Raw genomic sequence first — 18,254 nt, 5'->3', positions numbered from 1 at the left:
TAGAATACTTCCTATTCCTGTATTGTTCTAAGTTCTCTTAAGTTTCCTAGCTTAAGCACTTGAACCTTTTCCGACTGTAAATGCAAACAGTTTTTCGTATCAAATACAACCGCTGTTTTCATCGCAGCAAAGCTGTCCTCGGTCAGCACTCTGAATTCTTGGTGATCAGCAAGGATTAAAACGAGATGCGCTCCCGTCACCGCTTCTTCAAATGAATGTAAATCAAAGCTCACTTGCTCCTGCTTCACATGGGGGTCCCATACGTTAATATGAAAACGCGGGTTGCCCATGAGCATTTCGACAATTTCAAGCGCCGGGCTTTCTCGTACATCATCAATATTGCCCTTATACGTTAACCCAAATACCGCGATCTTTGGCTCCTTCAATTCAACCGTCAGCTTCTCCACATTTTCAACGACAAAGTGTGGCATTGAATTATTAATATCCCTTGATAATTTAATGAGCGGTGATTCCTCACGGGCCTTCTCAACAATGAAATAAGGATCAACCGCAAGGCAATGTCCACCAACGCCAGGACCTGGCTGGTGAATATTGACGCGCGGGTGCTTATTAGCCAACTCAATGACTTTATGGGCATTGACGCCAAGTCGACTTGAAATTTTCACCAATTCATTGGCCAATGCAATGTTCACATCTCTGAAGGTGTTCTCCATTAATTTCGACATTTCCGCTGTCACCGCTTCGGTCTCTATCACATCACCTGTCACAATCGTACGATAAACATCCGCTGCCCGCTTCGCTGCTTCAGGCGTTGTTCCCCCAACAATCCTCGTGTTTTCAATAAGCTCAATTAAAATACGTCCTGGAAGTACCCGCTCTGGACAATGAGCTAGATATATATCATCCATTGTATTGAATCCTGCTTCCTGAAGAATTGGCGCAACGATATCATCCATCGTTCTCGGCGGAATCGTTGATTCGACGATGACGACATTGCCCTTCTCCAAAAATGGAACAATTGCCTTTGTCGCATCGATCACGTAATCGACATTAGCCGAGAGATCTTCGTGAATCGGCGTTGGCACAGCTATAATGAAGACATCTGCTTTCTCCGGTGTTACAGATGCTCTTAATTTGCCTTTTTCGACAACTTCCTTCACCAATTCAGGCAGACCCACTTCTTCTATATGAATTTCACCTTGATTCAACATTTTCACTACTCGCTCGCTAATATCAACACCAACAATGTCATAACCAGCGCGAGCAAAGACCGCCGATGTTGGTAATCCAATATATCCTAAACCAACAACACAGATTTTCTTCATCCTTTAGGACCTCTTTTCAGTCAAGTTTCTCTAGCCAATAATTTGGTTTTAATCCTAACATAGTATAACAAATTCCGCCAAACCTTGCACCAATTACATTGAATGTCACGTATTCTGATGATAAAATAAAGGTTGGCTTTCTATTGAACTAAATTTATTTTTATCCGTAAGGAGGATTCCTTTTTTGAAAGTTGTTATTTCAGGTTTTTACGGTCTTGGGAACACTGGAGATGAGGCGATTCTTGAGGCAATCGTCGATAATCTTAAGGAAGAATTACCCGATCCAGAGATCACGGTTTTTTCATTGTCCCCAAATAAAACTGCCGAAACTCATCAAGTAAAAAGTGTCTATCGTGGTTGGCGCCATGATTTTAAAGGAAAAGTGAGAGCGTTAAAGGAAGCCGATCTGCTGATTAGCGGCGGCGGCGGCCTTCTTCAAGATACATACCCGACAAAATTTCTGTTCGGGCCATTGCCGTATTATTTATTAATTGTATTCTTAGCGAAACTATGTGGAACGAAGGTCATGTTTTTTTCCCAAGGGATTGGTCCGGTTAATAGTTTATGGGGGAAAATTTTAATGAAGATTTTTGCCAATATGGCTGATTTCGTTACCGTGCGTGATCAGTTCTCGAAAGACTTGCTTCATAAGCTTGGTGTCAATCGCCCGGAATCAAAAGTCACGGCAGATATCGTCTTCGCCTTTAAAAAGAAGGAGGATGATGCCTGCATGAAGAGCCTTCCTTTACGGGGGGATGAAAAAATCTTGGCCGTTTCCGTTCGTCCATGGTTTCAGCACACGGCTCATTATGAGGAAATTGCCAAGGCATTAGACGAGTTAATTGAACAAGACGGCGTTACTCCTGTCTTCGTTCCGATGGAAGGGCATCATGACGTACGCGCTTCGAACCATGTGTTAGAACAAATGAAGCACAAAGAGCATTGTCATGTGTTAGGACCCGATTTTTCACCAAATCAATATTTAAATTTTATTGCCGAGTGTGAGATCACAATTGGATTAAGGCTCCATTCCCTGATCTTTTCTGCTTTAGTAGCTGTTCCCCATATCGGCATTAGCTACGATAAAAAGGTGGAAAGCTTGCTGAAACGTTCAGGAATGTGGGAATATTCCTTCCAACTGGAGGAGCTTGACGGGCAAAAGCTAGTGGAAAATGCGCGCATGGTCTTAAGCAAGCGAGCTGTGCTCAGCTCCCGCATCGAAGAACAGGCATTTAAAATGCGTGAGGACGCAATGGAAAATATCGATTTATTGAAGAAACACTTTTTAAAATAGGGCAGGTTTTTGTGTAGCGAAAGAGGCCGTTTCACACGAACAATACCTGAGGAGAAGATAAAATGAAAATTTTAATTACAACCGTTTTTGATTACCCCCATGCTGGCGGCTTATCTACCCATGTCACCACGTTAAAAGCCGGGCTTGAAGCAAGAGGACATGAAGTGGATATCGTTTCATTCAGCGACGCACCAAGCTGGAAAAGAAAATGGTATGCGCGAGGACCTAGCTTCGTTCTCAATAAATTTAAAAAAGGCAAAGGAATTATTTGGAGCCGTAAAGCGAGACAGAAAATACTTGAGGAGCTGATTGCAGAGCGAAAGGGGCAAGGCTACGATATTATCAATGCTCAGGACGTCTTTGCTACCTTCGCTTCGATTGAATCAGGGATTCCGACCGTTTCAACGGTGCACGGATATATGGCTTTTGAAGCAGTAAGCGCCGGCTCTGTGATCGAAAACAGCGATGAGGCGAAATTCCTACAAGAGATGGAGAAAAAAGCCTTTAAAAGCACTAGAAAAGTCATTACTGTCGATCAAAGAATTAAGGACTATGTGTATAACCAGGCAGGCGTCGAAGGAAATGCGATTCGAAATTTCATTGATATCCATGATTTCAAGCCAGCAGTTGAGAGGAAAAGTGAACTTCGCCGCCAATACGGCTTTAAGGAGGACGAGCAAATTTTCTTCGTACCTCGCCGTTTAACGAAGAAAAACGGGGTCATTTATCCAGCTCTAGCCTTGCCGAAGGTATTGGAGCAATTCCCCAATGCGAAGCTTGTTTATGCAGGGATGGGTGAAGCGCACGAAGAGTTGAAAAACCTGATCGCTGAAAAGGGACTGACGGAGAACGCGCAATTATTAGGGGCGATTCCCCACAGCAAGGTCAAGGATTATTTCGCCCTTTCTGACGTCGTTCTTGTCCCAAGCATTCACTCGGCAGGCGTAGAAGAAGCGACATCGATCTCCGCCCTTGAGGCAATGGGTTCCGGTGTTCCCCTTATCGCCTGCGCAGTCGGCGGCTTAAAAGAAATCGTCGAGCACGAAAAAGACGGTCTCCTTGTGGAGGAGCGCAATGTTGAACAATTAAGCGAGGCGATGATCGCTCTGCTTGAAAACCCGACTAAAGGAGCAAGCCTAGCGGAACAAGCACGAAAAAAGATCGAGGAACAATATTCCCATTTAGCCGCAGCGGAGAAGTACGAACAAATTTATCTATCAGCTTTGGAAAAGTAATGGCTGCTTTGAACGTTTCGCCGATATAATCGTTTTTTCGCCGATAAATCTTATGTTTCGCCGATATATTTTCATAAACGCCGATAAATTCCGTTTTTCGCCGATATATCGAAAATATCGCCGATAACATTCAATTACATGTTTTTTCAAAGGCAGATGAGACGGGGCTAATGCTTATTGGTTGAGGGTGTCCCCTAAAATTGGGGGACACCCTCGTTTTGAGTGATTAAATACAAAATTTCCCTTGGAAACTGAGTAGGAAGTGAAGGAATTTGCCATCATTAAAAAAATCAGCCCTGCTGATTACTTTATTAGCGATTGTTCTGAAACTGTCCGGATTTCTCCGGGAGAGTATTATCGCCCGCCAGTTCGGGGCGACCGAATATACGGATGCTTACATCCTTGCTTTTTCATTTATCACCCTTGTAATCGCGATGATTAGCGGAGGGTTTAACAACGTCTTTCTTCCATTATATGTACAGAATCGAAAGGAAAAACCAGTAGAAACGGAACAGAACGCAAACGGCGTCATGAATTTAACATTTTTAATCTTCTTAGTCGTGACCGTTGGCGGCTATTTCTTAGTTCCGTATTTTGTTCCTTTTATTTATGGGGACATGAGCCCAACGACTGAAGAGGTGGCCATTAGCATCACGAAATTCTTTTTCCTCTTCATGAGTGCCATTGCCTTAAACGGCATTCTCGATTCCTATTTACAAGGAAGAAGAGTGTTCGTGCCATCGCAAATTTCCAAATTGCTGGCGACTTTGATGGGTGCCGTATTCGCCCTCTTGTTCTCAGAAAGATGGGGCATTAATAGTTTAGCGTACGGTTTTATTTTCGGAACGATACTCGGTTCCGTGATTCAGTTTTACTATTTACATAGAAGTGGATACAAGTGGAATCCAACGCTCAAAGTGGAGAAGGAATTTGGGAAAGCCTTTCTTGTCCTTCTCGTCCCTTCTCTCCTGAATTCTGTCGTTGGACAAATCAATATGTTTGTCAATAAAACATTTGCTTCCGGGACAATCGATGGTGCGGTAACCTATTTAAATAACGCGTCACTGCTCGTCAGTATTCCGCACACGATTTATGGAACGACGATCGCGGTGATCATCTTCACGCTGCTGTCAGAGCAGGTTGACAATCTGAAAAAGTTCCAATCCACTGTTTTCATGGGAATGCAAATCTCTTTGGTCACGTTAATGCCCGTTGCTGTAGGATTATTTCTCGTCGGGGAACAGGCGATTTCCTTTATTTATGAAAGAGGAAAATTCTCTGCTGAGGATACCCATGCGACCTACATTGCACTCGTCTTTTACTTGCCGATGATTGTCACACAAGGGCTGCAATACATTATCTCTAAGTCGATGTACGCAAGAGGAAAAACAGCGATTATTTTCCGAGTTAGCGTAACGACCATTGCCTTGAACGTCCTTTTAAACTGGCTTTTCGTGAAACCTTTTGGCTATCCTGGGCTGGCATTATCGAGCGCCTTCGTTTCTCTCTATTATTTAACCGTGACGACGTTCATTGTTTATAAGGATTTCGATCGCTCTGAGGCAGTAAAGCTGTTCAACCTAATCATTCGTGTGCTCATTCCAACATTGATCATGGCCGTGCCGTTATACATGCTCCAAAAGATTACGCCAATCGGAGAGCTCTACTCACTTGTTCAGCTCCTAATTTTGATTTCTCTTGGCGTTGTCTTATATGTAGCTGGTGTATACATCTTTTACCGAGAAGGCTTCACCCGTTTGCTCGGAATTGTCAAAAAGAAGGCTAGAAGTTAAGGTGGTTGTTTTTATGAAAAGGTTCTTTTTATGCTCTTTGTTTCTCATTTTAGCTGGCTGCCAATCCTCTTCAGAGGAGCATGTTGAGGTTCCACTTCTGGAGGAGGCTTCAATGAGAATTACTTCTGAGGATTATTCATTCGTTGAGGTAAAAAAAGAGAACTCTAGCCTCTTAAACGTATACGATGACATCCATTACGAGTTTGACGTGAAGAAAGGGAGAAAGGAAGCTGGTTCATTACATGTAAAAGTAAGAACGATCGATAACGGCGATCAACTTGTCTTCCTGCAATTAGAAGGAGAGCTGGAGAAGAAGGAAGTTCCCATCCAAATTCATGTTCCTTTTCACCATATGAACGATTATGAGTTTACAACTTGGGATGCATTTGAATTTGAACGAACCCATGATGGCAATACAGGGATAGATCGAACGACGCAGCCAATCGGCTTGTTTGAACTGTCAGGGGAAGGAGAAGGTGCGCTTCAGCTTGTGTTAAGCAAGCAATACACCTCTATCCCCCTTCAAAAAGAATACGATAATGGGTTGAAAAGTGATGTGCGAGAGCTTCATGATGAATTTGCCGAATATGATCTTAAAACGGAGGATGAGCAACTGACGCTATCTTTCCCTCTTACTGCCAGTAAGGGAGAATTAGCAGAAGGATGGTTCATGCTTGCGAATGAAGAACTGTTTGCCGAGCCGAAACACCATGAAAGCTGGATTCACTACCAAATCGAACAGTATAAAGAGGCAAACGGCTGGCTGACGATTGGCGGGCCGCTCAAAAAACTGCCATGGTCGATTGAGCCCTACACACAGGAAGGATATGGGCGAAATCTTGGCGTGATGGTCGATCGTGAAGCGATTGACCGCTATTTCACAGAAAAAGAAAGATATTTCTATAATTTGTCGGTAAACTCTGTAGCTGATTTATACGAATACCGGAAAGAAAAGGATACTTCCATATGGGAAACAGAGTACACCAGTACTTGGCTCCAAAAAGCCTATGGATTAAATGCGCCATACATCGATACGCGTCATAACGAGTTTATCGCGCTCTATTTACATAAAATGGGCGAAGAGCTGCAAATCCAAGAGTTAACAGATGCCCAGCTCCATTATGGCGACTACTTAATTGAACAGATCGCGATCGGAAATGTTATTCATGCAGGAGACGGCCTCTTTATTTCCGACTATTTTTCCCCTTATGATCCGAGTCAAAAAACGCACGCCTCCTTGAACCATATTTTAGGAGGAGCCAATTTATTGTTAGAATGCTACGAACAAACAAAGGATGAAAAATATTTGCAGGCTGCGAAGGAAATCCGCACAGCGATTGAATATATCGGTGAAGATTGGATCAGGGAAACGGGAGATCTCTGGTATCAAGTCAATCCCGATTTAACTTTTGCCGGCAATGATTATGAACAGTTAACCTTAGTCGATTTACTTAATCATCAAGCAAAATGGGAAAGCATCGGCGAAACAAGAAGCGCGCTTATCGACGTATTAATAAAGTCCAAGCTTGAATACTTAAAATCGGAAAATATCCAACTTTTGGACAAGGTCACGATTCAATTGGAAGCGCAAGGCTTAGAAGAACTGCTGTAGAGATTTACGGCAATGTGATGAGCAAGATTCGTATAAAAATTTGAAAAGGAAGTGCAGAAACACAATGTGATGTTTCTCCACTTCCTTTTTTGAGCTTCACTTTTTTGGGGAATACGTTTCTTACGCAATTTTGCGACAAACTGACGCAATCCTGGCCATAATCGGCGCAATTTTCATAAATACAGGCGCAATCCAAAACCAAATCAGTGCAATTTTTATGGAAACTCGCGCATTTCCACGACAAACCTGCGCAATCATCGTGAGAATCTGCGCATTTCCCAATCGAGCGCGCAATCCAAGCAGCGAACTTCCTTCCTTGCAAAAAAAATAGCACAGACCATGCTTTTTGGTCTGTGCTACGAATATTCGGATGTTGTTATCAGATTAGTTGACAGGTAGTTTGTCAACTAGATCGGATCTGATATAGCCATTTACCGTTGTTTTATCATCTGTTAGAACTTTATACCAAACCCAACCATCACTTGCTTTTTCTTCACCAGTTATGATCACTGGTTTGTTCTTTGTATTATAGCGATAAATTAAGTTGGCGTTGCCAAGGCTTGAATTTGCAGAAGAGCGTACGGCTGTGTTATCTGTATTAACCATACCGATTGTCTTGTACTTTCCGTAATCCTTGCTTCCCATTTCTTTATCGATACGATACATATGGCTCGCTACTTTCGCACCCCAATAGGCATCTGATGCGTATTTAACATTGAAGCCAATCATTTTGTTTCCTGGTACTGCGCCATTTGCAGCCCAAGCATTAGGGGGAATATAATTCTTCCCTAAATAATCATTGATTAACGCATCAACACTTGCTTCTACAGAAGGATACGGCTTTGCTGTATTCGTGCTGTCATAAGCGCCGATTCCAAACACGTTATTGTATTTAAACGATTTTTCACTCATGCCGTAGTCACCTTCGTGGAAGGCCATTGCTAAAATAAGCAGCGCATTGACACGATGTGTTTGCTCAACTTGCTTCAAATAAGTGCCAAGACCGATTATTTTACTGCGCTTTGAAGCATCTTTATACTTGCTCAATCCCGTTTTCTCTAAATCTAATAATCTCTTATTAATATATTGATTCAATTCTGCCGCTGTGTACGAAGTTTGCACTCTAGTAGGCAAATATTGAAAATATGAATAGGATTGACCTACATAGGATGTAGACAAGCCCGTTGAATTTGTATAGAATTTATTTCCATCCCAGCTATAGTATCTAGTTCCTTGCTTTAAAATGCTTGGTGCTTTGCCAATAACGATCGAACCATTCATATTGGACGTTTTAGAGTAAACATTCAATACCAGTTCGTTACTGGCGTTGACGCTATAATAATTTTGTTGCTCTACCATTGAGAATGGCACAAGTTCTATGTCCGCTTGCCTAGCAAATAATGTTTGCCCACCAATATACACTTCGACAGCATTTTCATCAGATGAAATATATTTCATCTCTTCCCCACGTTGTACGTACGTAACAGAACCACCACTGAAGCTAGCTGTTCTGTATAATTCTGTCACATTTGAGGAAGTACTGACAGAAGGGTTCCCAAATGCTAACCCTGAAGCCATTTTAATGATTTTTCCCTTATATGTGATCACTTGCGTACTGCTTTTGTTCCATTTGGCAAGAGCCTCACTATACGTTTTAAATTCTTGTGCTGGCTCTAACTGGCGATCACTTCCAATGTTTGCAATCGCAAACGGAGTTTCCCCTGGGATCGGTGTTGGAACTTCCACTTCTTCAATCGCATGAATCATGCGAATAATAAACGCTGCCGCTTCAGCGCGTGTTGCTTTATTTTTTGGCGCGAAACGATATGTTTTCCCATCCGCATTCGGGAAACCTACTGTAATGTTTAACGAAACACTATTTGCAATCGCCGTTCTAGAAATAGACGAAGTGATCTCGTTAAAGTCCGTTAAAATTGTCGGTATTTGATATTCAACATTTACATTTTGAAAAGTCAGCGCATTATTGATCATGATGACCATTTGTTCTCTTGTAATCTCTTGATCCGGACCAAATTTTCCTCCGCCAAGTCCTTGGACAATTCCTGCGGCCGCCGCAGAATTAATCCCAGGAGCCAAATTTGAGTTTCGTCCTACATCTGAAAATACATGGTCTGCTTCCGGAAGGTGCAATGCCCTTGTAATAAAGGTGGCAAACTCAGCACGAGTAACTCTGTTACCTGGCTTGTACACACCATCACCATAACCGTAAAGTATTTCCTTTTCAATCGCTTCTCTTAACTCCTTTTCTAAACTAATTCCCGTTATATCATCCGCATATGTCGTTACCGCTGGAAATACAGCTAATAGTAGTAGGAACGAAAGTATTACCTTTACTGCTTTATTTCTCAATGATCTTTCTCCTCTCTATTGCACTAGTTTTTTACACTTGTTACCTTTCCTCATTCTAACAGAGAACGCATCGATTTTTAATAGTAGATTTGTAGTTTATTGCTGAAGATATTCAATTTTTGGTAAAAAACAGCAGAAAACCCGGGATAATGTCCTGGGTTTCGCTTATTTTCCTACTGTATTCATAGAATTGTAAATAGAAGCAGAAAATATGGCTCTACTTGCAAATTCTCCCGTATTATATCGATTTCCAGCAAATAGAGTTGTCGAGTCAATATACCTTAATGTTTCAATAGCTTCATACGCCCAATAGTCCGGTTTCACATCGATATAGGAATTGCTGCCAATCGTTAAGTTTTGTTTGCTTAATTGGAATGCCCCGTGTACAATAAGGGCCATTTCTGCCTTTGTCATATTAGCATCCGGTCTAAAGGTGCCATCTTTAAAGCCATTAATGATTCCCGCTTCTTTAATTGCGGCAATATCCTTGGCAAATCTTGACGATGTTGGAACATCGACAAAAGCATTTAAATTCTTCGGTTCTTTTTTTAAAACCCGATTGATAATGGCTGCAGCTTGTCCACGTGTGACAGGGCTTTCAGCTCTAAATGTGTTATCTTCAAAACCGTAGATAATCCCTTGTTGGCTAAGCATCATAATAGCGTTATACGCTGGATGCCCGTTGGCAAGGTCCGTAAATCCACCGTCCTCCAAAATACGCTTTGCTCCAACATATTTCGGTTCCCAATACGTATTGCTTAAAGAGTCAATTTTAATTCCTTTGCTTGATGTGGCACTAATAAACTCATTATTGCCAACATAAATTCCTACATGCGTAATACCCGGCTTGTTCATTGTTTTTTCAAAGAAAACTAAATCACCTAGCTGCAGATTCGCCTTATCGACACTCTTCCCAATCGTATACTGGGAAGCAGCGATGCGAGGAATAGTGACTCCTACCAAATTATAGACGAAATAGGTAAAGCCTGAACAGTCAAATCCGCTTGGGGTAGCACCTGCATCAAGATACGGAACGCCAATATAATTTTTGGCAATCCTCACTACATCCTCAGGCTTCGAGGCAGCCTCCACTGAAGAAAATGGCAATAGGATGAAAACTAAACTCAAAGTTAGTAATTTTTTTGCTATTTGTTTCATTTGTCACCCCGTCATTTCATGATTTCTTTGTCTAATCATAGCGAACTATGTATTTACTAAAAGTATTTTATCAGAAAACAGCAGAGCCTTACTTTACGATTTGATTACATTGGTGATTTATCGATCAATTTTGTAAAAGTATGCCATTTTTTTAGTCGATAGTCCCTATCTCAACGCCTATTTAGCACAGAACAAACAAAAAATCGTCTGTACTACTTAAACGAAGGTGCATTCCGGAAAAATCGTGATTAATTCCGGAATTTTTCTGCTTAATTCCGGAAAAAGCAGATATATTTCCGGAAAAATTGCATTAATTCCGGAATTTCACCCTACAATTCCGGAAACATAAGAAAACCGCCCGGACCTTTTTTGTTTAGTTTGTATTCTATTCAGAGTGCTAAGATGGAAATAACAAGGATAAAAATAATAACCATGAAATCACATCACCACCTTATATTTCCATTTTATCATAGGTCAAGTGAGAAGCATCTCCTGATTTAAATAGGAATTTAGGAAATGATCATTTTCGGGTTTTTATCTTTATTTAACCACTTTATTAACGTAATGAGATCCTCCTCATTTAAGGCGATACAGCCAAGAGTATATTTCGTTGTGCTATTTTTCATATGCAGGAAAATAGCGCTTCCCTTGCCTGCAATAATTGGGTCCTCATTATAGCGAATGACTACGCCATATTTATAAAGAGGATGGTTCATTCGTTCAAATGAGCTCCATCTTTGACTCGGATTGCCACTGTACGTAACCCACTTATTGTAGTCCTTAGACTTCACATCATCGACCCAATAATCGTTGCTCGTCACCTTTTTGAATGGATATTGCAAATTAGGCAGGGCTTCACCCCAGCCAAATGCTGTTCCGAGCGAATAAGCTCCAATTGGTGTTTTGCCATCGCCTTCTTTTGTTTTGCCAGTACCATTTTTTCCAATCAGCGCTTCATACGTTTGGACATTCTTCCAATTTGCACCGTCCAGCTCCTGAAGCTGCACTTGCGCTTTGTTTAAAGAAGTACTTTTCACTAAAATTCTTTGCTTCACTGTAGGCACCATTACATCCACCTTTCGAAACTGCGTATCTAGCACTCTCGCAAGCAATGCTGAAAATTGAGCCCGAGTCACCGGCTCTTCTGACCGATAAGAACCATCCGGATAGCCAAAAGCAATTTGATTCGAAGTGAGATTATTGATTGCCTTCACATATGGACTCGTTTGCTCCAAATCATAAAATGGGAAAACTGCGCCAGTATTAAAATCGAAAGCTCCGTCTAAAAGAACAGCAACTTCTCCTCTCGTCAGCGCCTTCTTTCCATCTCCTCCCATCACCGGTGAAGGTACTTTTTTCTTTACTACCCTTTCAACCATGAGCATCCCTTGGGTAACCGTAATTGAATCATTCACTCCAAACCTGCCAGTCGTATACCCTTGAACAATTCCTTTACTGGATAAAAAACTAATTTCCTTATATGCCCAATGGGTTGATCCAACATCCTTAAAAGAGGCTGCAGATGTACTCGAACCAAGAGGAACTATAAAAAGACCAAGTAAAAACAGAGCTGTTATGTATATTTTTCTCATCCATTTTCCTCCTCTTACTGGCAAGTTTAACAGAAAGCCGATTTACATTACACTGTACAAATTCCTAATAAGAGGTGACGCTATCGACGCATTTTTCGCTTTTATCTCGAAAATTCCGACAATAAAATGCCTCATTAAGCATATGTGATTTTGAATAACGAATGGATGAATAAGCGCTACGTTAATTAGCACCAGCATTTGCAAATTCATTTTCTGAAACTACTTCAAGTTGCTGCTCGACAAATTCTTTATATAATGGATGCTTATGATAAAGTTCATGATGAATATCATCTGATTTATCGTAGCATTTGTTCCTATTTCAAAAAATTAGCATTACATAGGGAAAAGAATGACCATGCCAATCTATATTAAAGTGATACCCCTGGATTGATCTTCAGGGGTTCCTATTCACATTAATTATTGAATGACCTTCTTTTCGGTATCTTATCAGGATCAGTATAAATTCAAATATGCTGCAACTTCATCGGGCACTTGAAAATATAAATCAATAAAAGATACGGGATTTCTTTGTATATGATAAGTCTAGCAACCTCCTGTAATGGCGAAGGATTGTCTTTTTTTTCACCCAATTTGATCGTCTTTGATTGCAGGAAAACATATTCATATTGTTTTTTTGCACCTTTTGGTAAAGTCGTTACACTCTCCCACTTTTCTAAATTTTGTTGCATTATGAACGTTTCGATTCGTATAAGCCTTTAATGCCTTACCGTTATCCTCTTTTTCTATTTTTTATGCCTTTGCCATAGTTTGAATATTTTGAAAATAACCAGAATATGTTAACAAACTGTAAAATATACCATTCAAAAACAGAAAAACACCCCAACTTAAAACAAAAAAATAAGAGGTGCCTAACACATGATTAGGACCTCTTATTCTATAGGTTTCGTTTTTATTTTTAAATTAAGACTGCAAATTCATCGGAAAAAATCGTTTTCCGCTCTTGCTAGAAAAACAGAAAACGTGGCACGAGTCATATATTCATACGGTCTAAAGGTGCCATCCGGATAGCCTAACGTTATCCCTGAACCTGCAATATTGGCTATTTCCTGTGCACCGGTCACATTCCCATTTACATCGGAAAAGCTTGTGTTATGAGAGTTCGCGAGACCAAATCCTTTTGAAAGGAGGATTGCCATTTCCGCTCTTGTTACAGGCTGGTCTGGTCTAAAGGTGCCGTCTGGGAAACCAGAGAGATAACCTTGCTCTGCCGCTGACTCAATATATCCTGATGCAAAATTATTTTTCCCTACGTCTGAAAACCTGGTGTTTCGCTGCGTCTTATTAAGTTCTAGTGCTCTGCCCATCATGGCCACTGCCTGTGCTCTTGTAACCTGCTGAGTTGGACCCATGAGCTGATCCCCAAGCCCCAATAAAATCGATTGAGAATTTAAGTAGATCATGTGTCTGCTGTACCAAAGAGAATTTGTTAAATCTTTAAAGTGAGGGGCTGTCAACGTAACCTCTGCCTTAAACTTTTTACTCGTTTGTTCCATTCCATCTTCAACAGGGTAAACCGTATACTCTATATCTCCTTGTACTCCATAATCATAAACAGTAGGATTGGTAGAGTTTGAGACAATTAACTGATCAAAGCGATATAAATTGTAAGACGGATATTTGCTTAAAAAATCTTTAAGGTCCAGCTGAACGGAGCCATCTGAGCCTATTACTGGTTCTGGTAAAAAATGTGCGGAATCAACTTGCGCCAGTCCATATCCATAGAATCGATCTCTACCTGGAGTCCCCAGATCTAGTGCATTTTCCCGTAACAATTCCCTAATTTCCACATTAGATAGATGGGGGTATTTCTCCATATACAATGCGGCAAGTCCGGAAACATATGGTGCTGCCATTGAGGAACCTGTCATATACATATATCCACCTGGAACTGTGCTATAAATGGCATCCCCAGGAGCGGCAAGTTCAACGCTGTCTCCAGTTCCCGAAGTCGGCAAGCGCACATTGTTCTTATTTACCGCTGAAACTGCAATAACACTGTCAAATCTTGCCGGATATTGAACCGTGTCGGTGTTACCACTTGCTGTGCCTTCATTCCCAGTAGCTGCGATAATTAGAATTCCATTTTTATAGGCTTGATCGAGCAGCGTCTTCATCGCTGGATTGAGATTTGGTGTGGAAAGACTCAAGTTAATGATGTCGACTTTTTGACTGATTGCCCAATCTATTCCAGCCATAATCGTCGTTAATGTACCTTCCCCCTTCCGATCAAGGGCCTTTACGGCATAAATCTCCACTCCAGGAGCTACTCCTACTGTTCCAATATCGTTATCAAGCGCTGCAATAATTCCAGCTACATGTGTACCATGGCCATTATTGTCATGGTATGAATTATAACAATCCGAACTGTCTAAAACACAGACTCCCGCTTTAATCTTTAAGTCCGGGTGTGTCGCTACTCCTGAATCAATAATGGCTACCTTGATTCCTTTTCCTGTTAGATCCTTTGGATACTTATCTGCCATATTAAGATTTGTAAAAGCGTATGGTGTTACTTGGGCATTAATCTCCACAACACTTTCCTTCTCAATAATTTGAACAGCTTTATTATCCTTTAGCGACTCCAACTTTGAATTTTCTAACTCAATGGTTGCGCCGTGAATATTTTCATATTCCCTTATCAGCTTAACCCCTGATTCTTCAATATCAGCAAAATCATGTTCGCCATTAAAAATGACCACATATCTTGATGAATCCTCCAATGGCTCTTGAGCTTCTGCATTCATTTCTATAGGAGCTACGAATAGAGAAAATGACATAACGATGGCAAGCCATAACAAATGCTTTTTTTTCACTTTGTATACCCTCCATTTTCTCGATAGATTTCACTGTCTAACTGACGGTTTCCCCTGTTCCGTTCGTAAAGTAGGTTCTTTCCGCTTCTGCCCCCACTTTCCCGACCAAACAAAAGTCGTTTTAAAAAGATACGATTATAGTAAACTAGTAAATTATCATCTCACACCATTGTTCATTCCATTGTAGTGAGACCCATTTGGTATCTTGATAGAAAAAAATGAGTCCGCTTAGTAACTGGACTCATTTTTTGACAAAATTTTAGAAATTATAATAGGAATTGACGTTATAGCCCTTTTCTTTATAATAATCTAAAATTCCTAAGTAAATCGCTTCTGCCGCTCGCTGCCTCCATGTTGCAGAGGCTAATTTTTCATTATCGGATTTATTTGTGATAAACCCAAGCTCTACCAATGCAGCAGGCATCGTATTTTCACGAAGCACATGGAAGTTTCCATGTTTAACGCCTCTATTATTCAGCTTCCATGCATCTAGCATTCTACTTTGTATCTTCGTTGCCAGCAGCTTACTATCTTCCGATCTCGTATTTTGTGCGGCAGCATAATAGTAGGTTTCTGTACCATTGGCCGACTCACTAGTAAATGCATTGGCATGAATACTAACGAAAATATCAGCATTTGCCCTCTTTGCAAAAGCAACTCTATCTGATAATTCCAAGAAAACATCTGTTTCACGGGTTAGCTTAACTTGAAAAGGTGTTTTCGCTAATAATGTCTTGAGCTTAAGGGAAGTATCGAGAACAACATCCTTTTCCCTTAGACCAAAACCAACAGCACCTGAATCCTTACCGCCATGACCCGGGTCAATAACAATAACTTGCTGAGCAATTGGACTTTCGTCTTTCGGTGGTGCAGGTAGGTTTGAACCACTTACATAATCCTGATGAACGAAGCCTTCTAATGAACCAGAACGGAAATACAACCACGGTCCAACGTTGTAGGCCACTTCGATTTTCGCACCTTGCTGAAGCGTTCCTGTTCTTGCATAGTTCGTTGATGGGCCTGAGCGGACATTTAGGCTTGAAGCTGTTACAGTTGCAGAAAACTTAAAATCTACTGATGGATTCAGTCTTAATTTGTAATTGATTGTTCTCGCTAAGAAAACAGCGAAATCTGCTCTCTTAATTTGCTGATCAAAACCGAATGTCCCATCTTTCAGCCCTTGGGCGATTCCACGTTGCAAAAGGGCGTTGGCCGCTCCTGAACGAGTTCCTCCATATTCAAAGCCAAAAGCTTTGCTAATAAGAATTGCCATTTCTCCTCTTGTTACATTGGCATTCGGTCTAAACGTACCATCACTGTAACCTGAGAGGATATTTTGGTTTGCCATTGACTGTATGTATCCAGATGCAAAATTTTGACTGCCTACGTCTTTGAATTGCGTATTTCTTTTGTTACCATCGACATTAAGCGCGCGACCAACCATAGCAGCGGCTTCTGCTCTGGTGACAATTCCATCTACATTAAATCTACCAGACAGATCTCCGTTTACGATCTTGCCTTCTGCTAAATAATTAATTTCTTTCGCAGCCCGATATGTGGTTCCCACATCTTTAAACATTGCCGCTTGAGATTGAATTTCAGTAAGCGGTAGGAGTAAAAGAAATAGTAGGATCGTGAGAACTATTTTTTTCATTAAGTGTATGACTCCCCTTCCTTCCTTTTTTCTACATTTTATCACAAATAATCTAGTATTAACTCCTCATTTTTGATTTTTTTGTCGAATTTACATGCTTGTTTCGTCTAAAAAAGGATGACGTTGAAACGAAGATTGGCAGCAAGTGCTTTCCTGATTGCGGTATTTGGGTTATGAAGAAGACGGCTCAACAAAGTAAAATTTGCTAAAGGAAATGATTCAAGTTGGTGCAGGGCATGAAGCACAAACCTTGACTGAAGAAAAAGGATGGTGGAAATGAAGGATTTTGGACAAAAATTCTCTCCTTCTTGACTAACCTATTTGGGGCAGTAACCTTAGCCCCTTACTAGCAGTGATTTTTCTCTTTTTTGCACATTTACACCTTTTTTTAAAGCACAGCCCCTATTCTTTCTCTTATTTGTTAAAAGAATTTTGAACCAAGAAGCGCCCCTTTTTTTATTTCCACATAAAGGAATTTATGGAATTAGACCTTCGCCCATGTTCCCGTTATGTTTAGGCTACCTAGGAATACTAAAGGATCGTGCACTTTCCTGAAAGGGAAAAACATTGGAAGATTTTGTGGAATTGGAGAAACAATACGGGGCGATGATTTGGCAAGTAATCCACTCACTGCATATATACAAAAACCAAGAAGAGTTTTATCAAACTGGACTCATCGCCCTTTGGCAGGCAAGTGAACGTTATGATCTTGCGAAAGGGAGCTTTAGCAGCTTTGCTTACTCCTACATTCGTGGGCGCATCCTTACAGAACTAACGAAACATCATAAACATGAAGAAAATCACGTTGCACCTGAGGAAAATTATTGGAATATGCTCGAAGATCACTCATTATGTACTCCATTGGAAAGAGAAACCATTCTCACATATTGCCAAAATTTAACCGCCAACCAAAAGAAATGGGTTCTTTACACCATATTTGCTGACCTGTCTGTTAAGAAGATTGCTGAAATTGAGAATGTGTCCATTTCAGCAGTTAAAGCATGGCGGAAGGGGGCCCGTGCAAAACTGCTCAAGGAGCTGCAAAAAGATAAATAAAGTTCCATTAAAAGGCAATATGAAGCGCTGCATATTGCCCTTTTCCTCAAGCAGCTTTTCCTTTCAATTTTTAACTAGGTCGTTATTCCCCATCACACATTTATCAATTTACTTGCTAGTCGTTATAGACTATACTTTTTATATACTGTGGGTAAAATATAATCATTATAAACAGAATTATTAGAATTATCATACAATTAATCAATTGAATCTTGCATGTTTTTTTAAAATATGGCTTTGTTAAATAGAATGGTTGTTAAAATGATTTTGGGCTTATTTCATGTGAAACCAAAGTTTCACATGCCTTTCAGTATAGCTGAGAGGTCAGAGAGAAAATGAGCCAAATATCAACACCGACATATAACAGAGC

At 40.7% G+C, this 18,254-nt stretch carries 11 protein-coding genes; 5 read left to right on the top strand and 6 right to left on the bottom strand.

The window, feature by feature from the left end:
* Positions 1-11 precede the first annotated feature (11 nt).
* A complete protein-coding gene (locus NST02_RS03800) occupies positions 12-1,286 on the bottom strand; it encodes a nucleotide sugar dehydrogenase (protein WP_340948068.1) in 1,275 nt (424 codons plus the stop codon).
* Positions 1,287-1,470: 184 nt separating this feature from the next.
* Between NST02_RS03800 and csaB the strand changes: the two genes are divergently transcribed.
* The 4 genes from csaB to NST02_RS03780 all read left to right on the top strand — a co-directional run bounded on the left by csaB (position 1,471) and on the right by NST02_RS03780 (position 7,220).
* The gene (csaB, locus tag NST02_RS03795) at positions 1,471-2,580 is read left to right on the top strand and encodes a polysaccharide pyruvyl transferase CsaB (RefSeq protein ID WP_340948066.1); all 1,110 of its coding nucleotides are present in this window, start codon (positions 1,471-1,473) and stop codon (positions 2,578-2,580) included.
* A gap of 62 nt (positions 2,581-2,642) precedes the next feature.
* Positions 2,643-3,815 (top strand): glycosyltransferase family 4 protein, encoded by a 1,173-nt coding sequence (locus NST02_RS03790; protein ID WP_340948065.1) that lies wholly within the window; start codon positions 2,643-2,645, stop codon positions 3,813-3,815.
* 272 nt (positions 3,816-4,087) lie between these two features.
* Positions 4,088-5,608, top strand: a complete 1,521-nt coding sequence (gene murJ / locus NST02_RS03785; protein ID WP_340948064.1) for a murein biosynthesis integral membrane protein MurJ — start codon at positions 4,088-4,090, stop codon at positions 5,606-5,608.
* A 13-nt stretch (positions 5,609-5,621) separates the two neighbouring features.
* On the top strand, positions 5,622-7,220 hold the full coding sequence (locus NST02_RS03780) for a hypothetical protein (protein ID WP_340948062.1): 1,599 nt from the start codon (positions 5,622-5,624) through the stop codon (positions 7,218-7,220).
* 384 nt (positions 7,221-7,604) lie between these two features.
* On the opposite strand, the gene NST02_RS03775 is transcribed toward NST02_RS03780, so the two are convergent.
* From NST02_RS03775 to NST02_RS03755, 5 genes are all read right to left on the bottom strand, one after another.
* Positions 7,605-9,590, bottom strand: a complete 1,986-nt coding sequence (locus NST02_RS03775) for an S-layer homology domain-containing protein (protein ID WP_340948061.1) — start codon at positions 9,588-9,590, stop codon at positions 7,605-7,607.
* Positions 9,591-9,755: 165 nt separating this feature from the next.
* Positions 9,756-10,748 carry a C40 family peptidase gene (locus tag NST02_RS03770; RefSeq protein ID WP_340948060.1) on the bottom strand — a complete coding sequence of 331 codons (993 nt, stop codon included), beginning with the start codon at positions 10,746-10,748 and terminating at the stop codon, positions 9,756-9,758.
* A 509-nt stretch (positions 10,749-11,257) separates the two neighbouring features.
* Positions 11,258-12,340, bottom strand: coding sequence for an S-layer homology domain-containing protein (locus NST02_RS03765; RefSeq protein ID WP_137743491.1), 1,083 nt, complete (start codon positions 12,338-12,340; stop codon positions 11,258-11,260).
* A gap of 935 nt (positions 12,341-13,275) precedes the next feature.
* Positions 13,276-15,174 carry a S8 family peptidase gene (locus NST02_RS03760; protein ID WP_340948058.1) on the bottom strand — a complete coding sequence of 633 codons (1,899 nt, stop codon included), beginning with the start codon at positions 15,172-15,174 and terminating at the stop codon, positions 13,276-13,278.
* Positions 15,175-15,433: 259 nt separating this feature from the next.
* Positions 15,434-16,828 carry an N-acetylmuramoyl-L-alanine amidase gene (locus NST02_RS03755; protein WP_137743489.1) on the bottom strand — a complete coding sequence of 465 codons (1,395 nt, stop codon included), beginning with the start codon at positions 16,826-16,828 and terminating at the stop codon, positions 15,434-15,436.
* A 567-nt stretch (positions 16,829-17,395) separates the two neighbouring features.
* Here NST02_RS03755 and NST02_RS03750 point away from each other — a divergent pair.
* Entirely contained in the window at positions 17,396-17,884 is a 489-nt protein-coding gene (locus NST02_RS03750; protein ID WP_095311956.1) for a sigma-70 family RNA polymerase sigma factor, read from the top strand.
* Positions 17,885-18,254: the final 370 nt, after the last annotated feature.

The sequence above is a fragment of the Robertmurraya sp. FSL W8-0741 genome (assembly GCF_038004005.1).
GTDB lineage: Bacteria > Bacillota > Bacilli > Bacillales > Cytobacillaceae > Robertmurraya > Robertmurraya siralis.
This window is presented reverse-complemented; position numbering and strand designations above follow the sequence as displayed.

Excerpts from the sequence above, each read along its gene's own strand:
- NST02_RS03800 (WP_340948068.1), bottom strand. The coding sequence starts at position 1,286 with ATGAAGAAAATCTGTGTTGTTGGTTTAGGATATATTGGATTACCAACA.
- NST02_RS03790 (WP_340948065.1), top strand. The coding sequence starts at position 2,643 with ATGAAAATTTTAATTACAACCGTTTTTGATTACCCCCATGCTGGCGGC.
- NST02_RS03780 (WP_340948062.1), top strand. The coding sequence starts at position 5,622 with ATGAAAAGGTTCTTTTTATGCTCTTTGTTTCTCATTTTAGCTGGCTGC.
- NST02_RS03770 (WP_340948060.1), bottom strand. The coding sequence starts at position 10,748 with ATGAAACAAATAGCAAAAAAATTACTAACTTTGAGTTTAGTTTTCATC.
- NST02_RS03765 (WP_137743491.1), bottom strand. The coding sequence starts at position 12,340 with ATGAGAAAAATATACATAACAGCTCTGTTTTTACTTGGTCTTTTTATA.
- NST02_RS03755 (WP_137743489.1), bottom strand. The coding sequence starts at position 16,828 with ATGAAAAAAATAGTTCTCACGATCCTACTATTTCTTTTACTCCTACCG.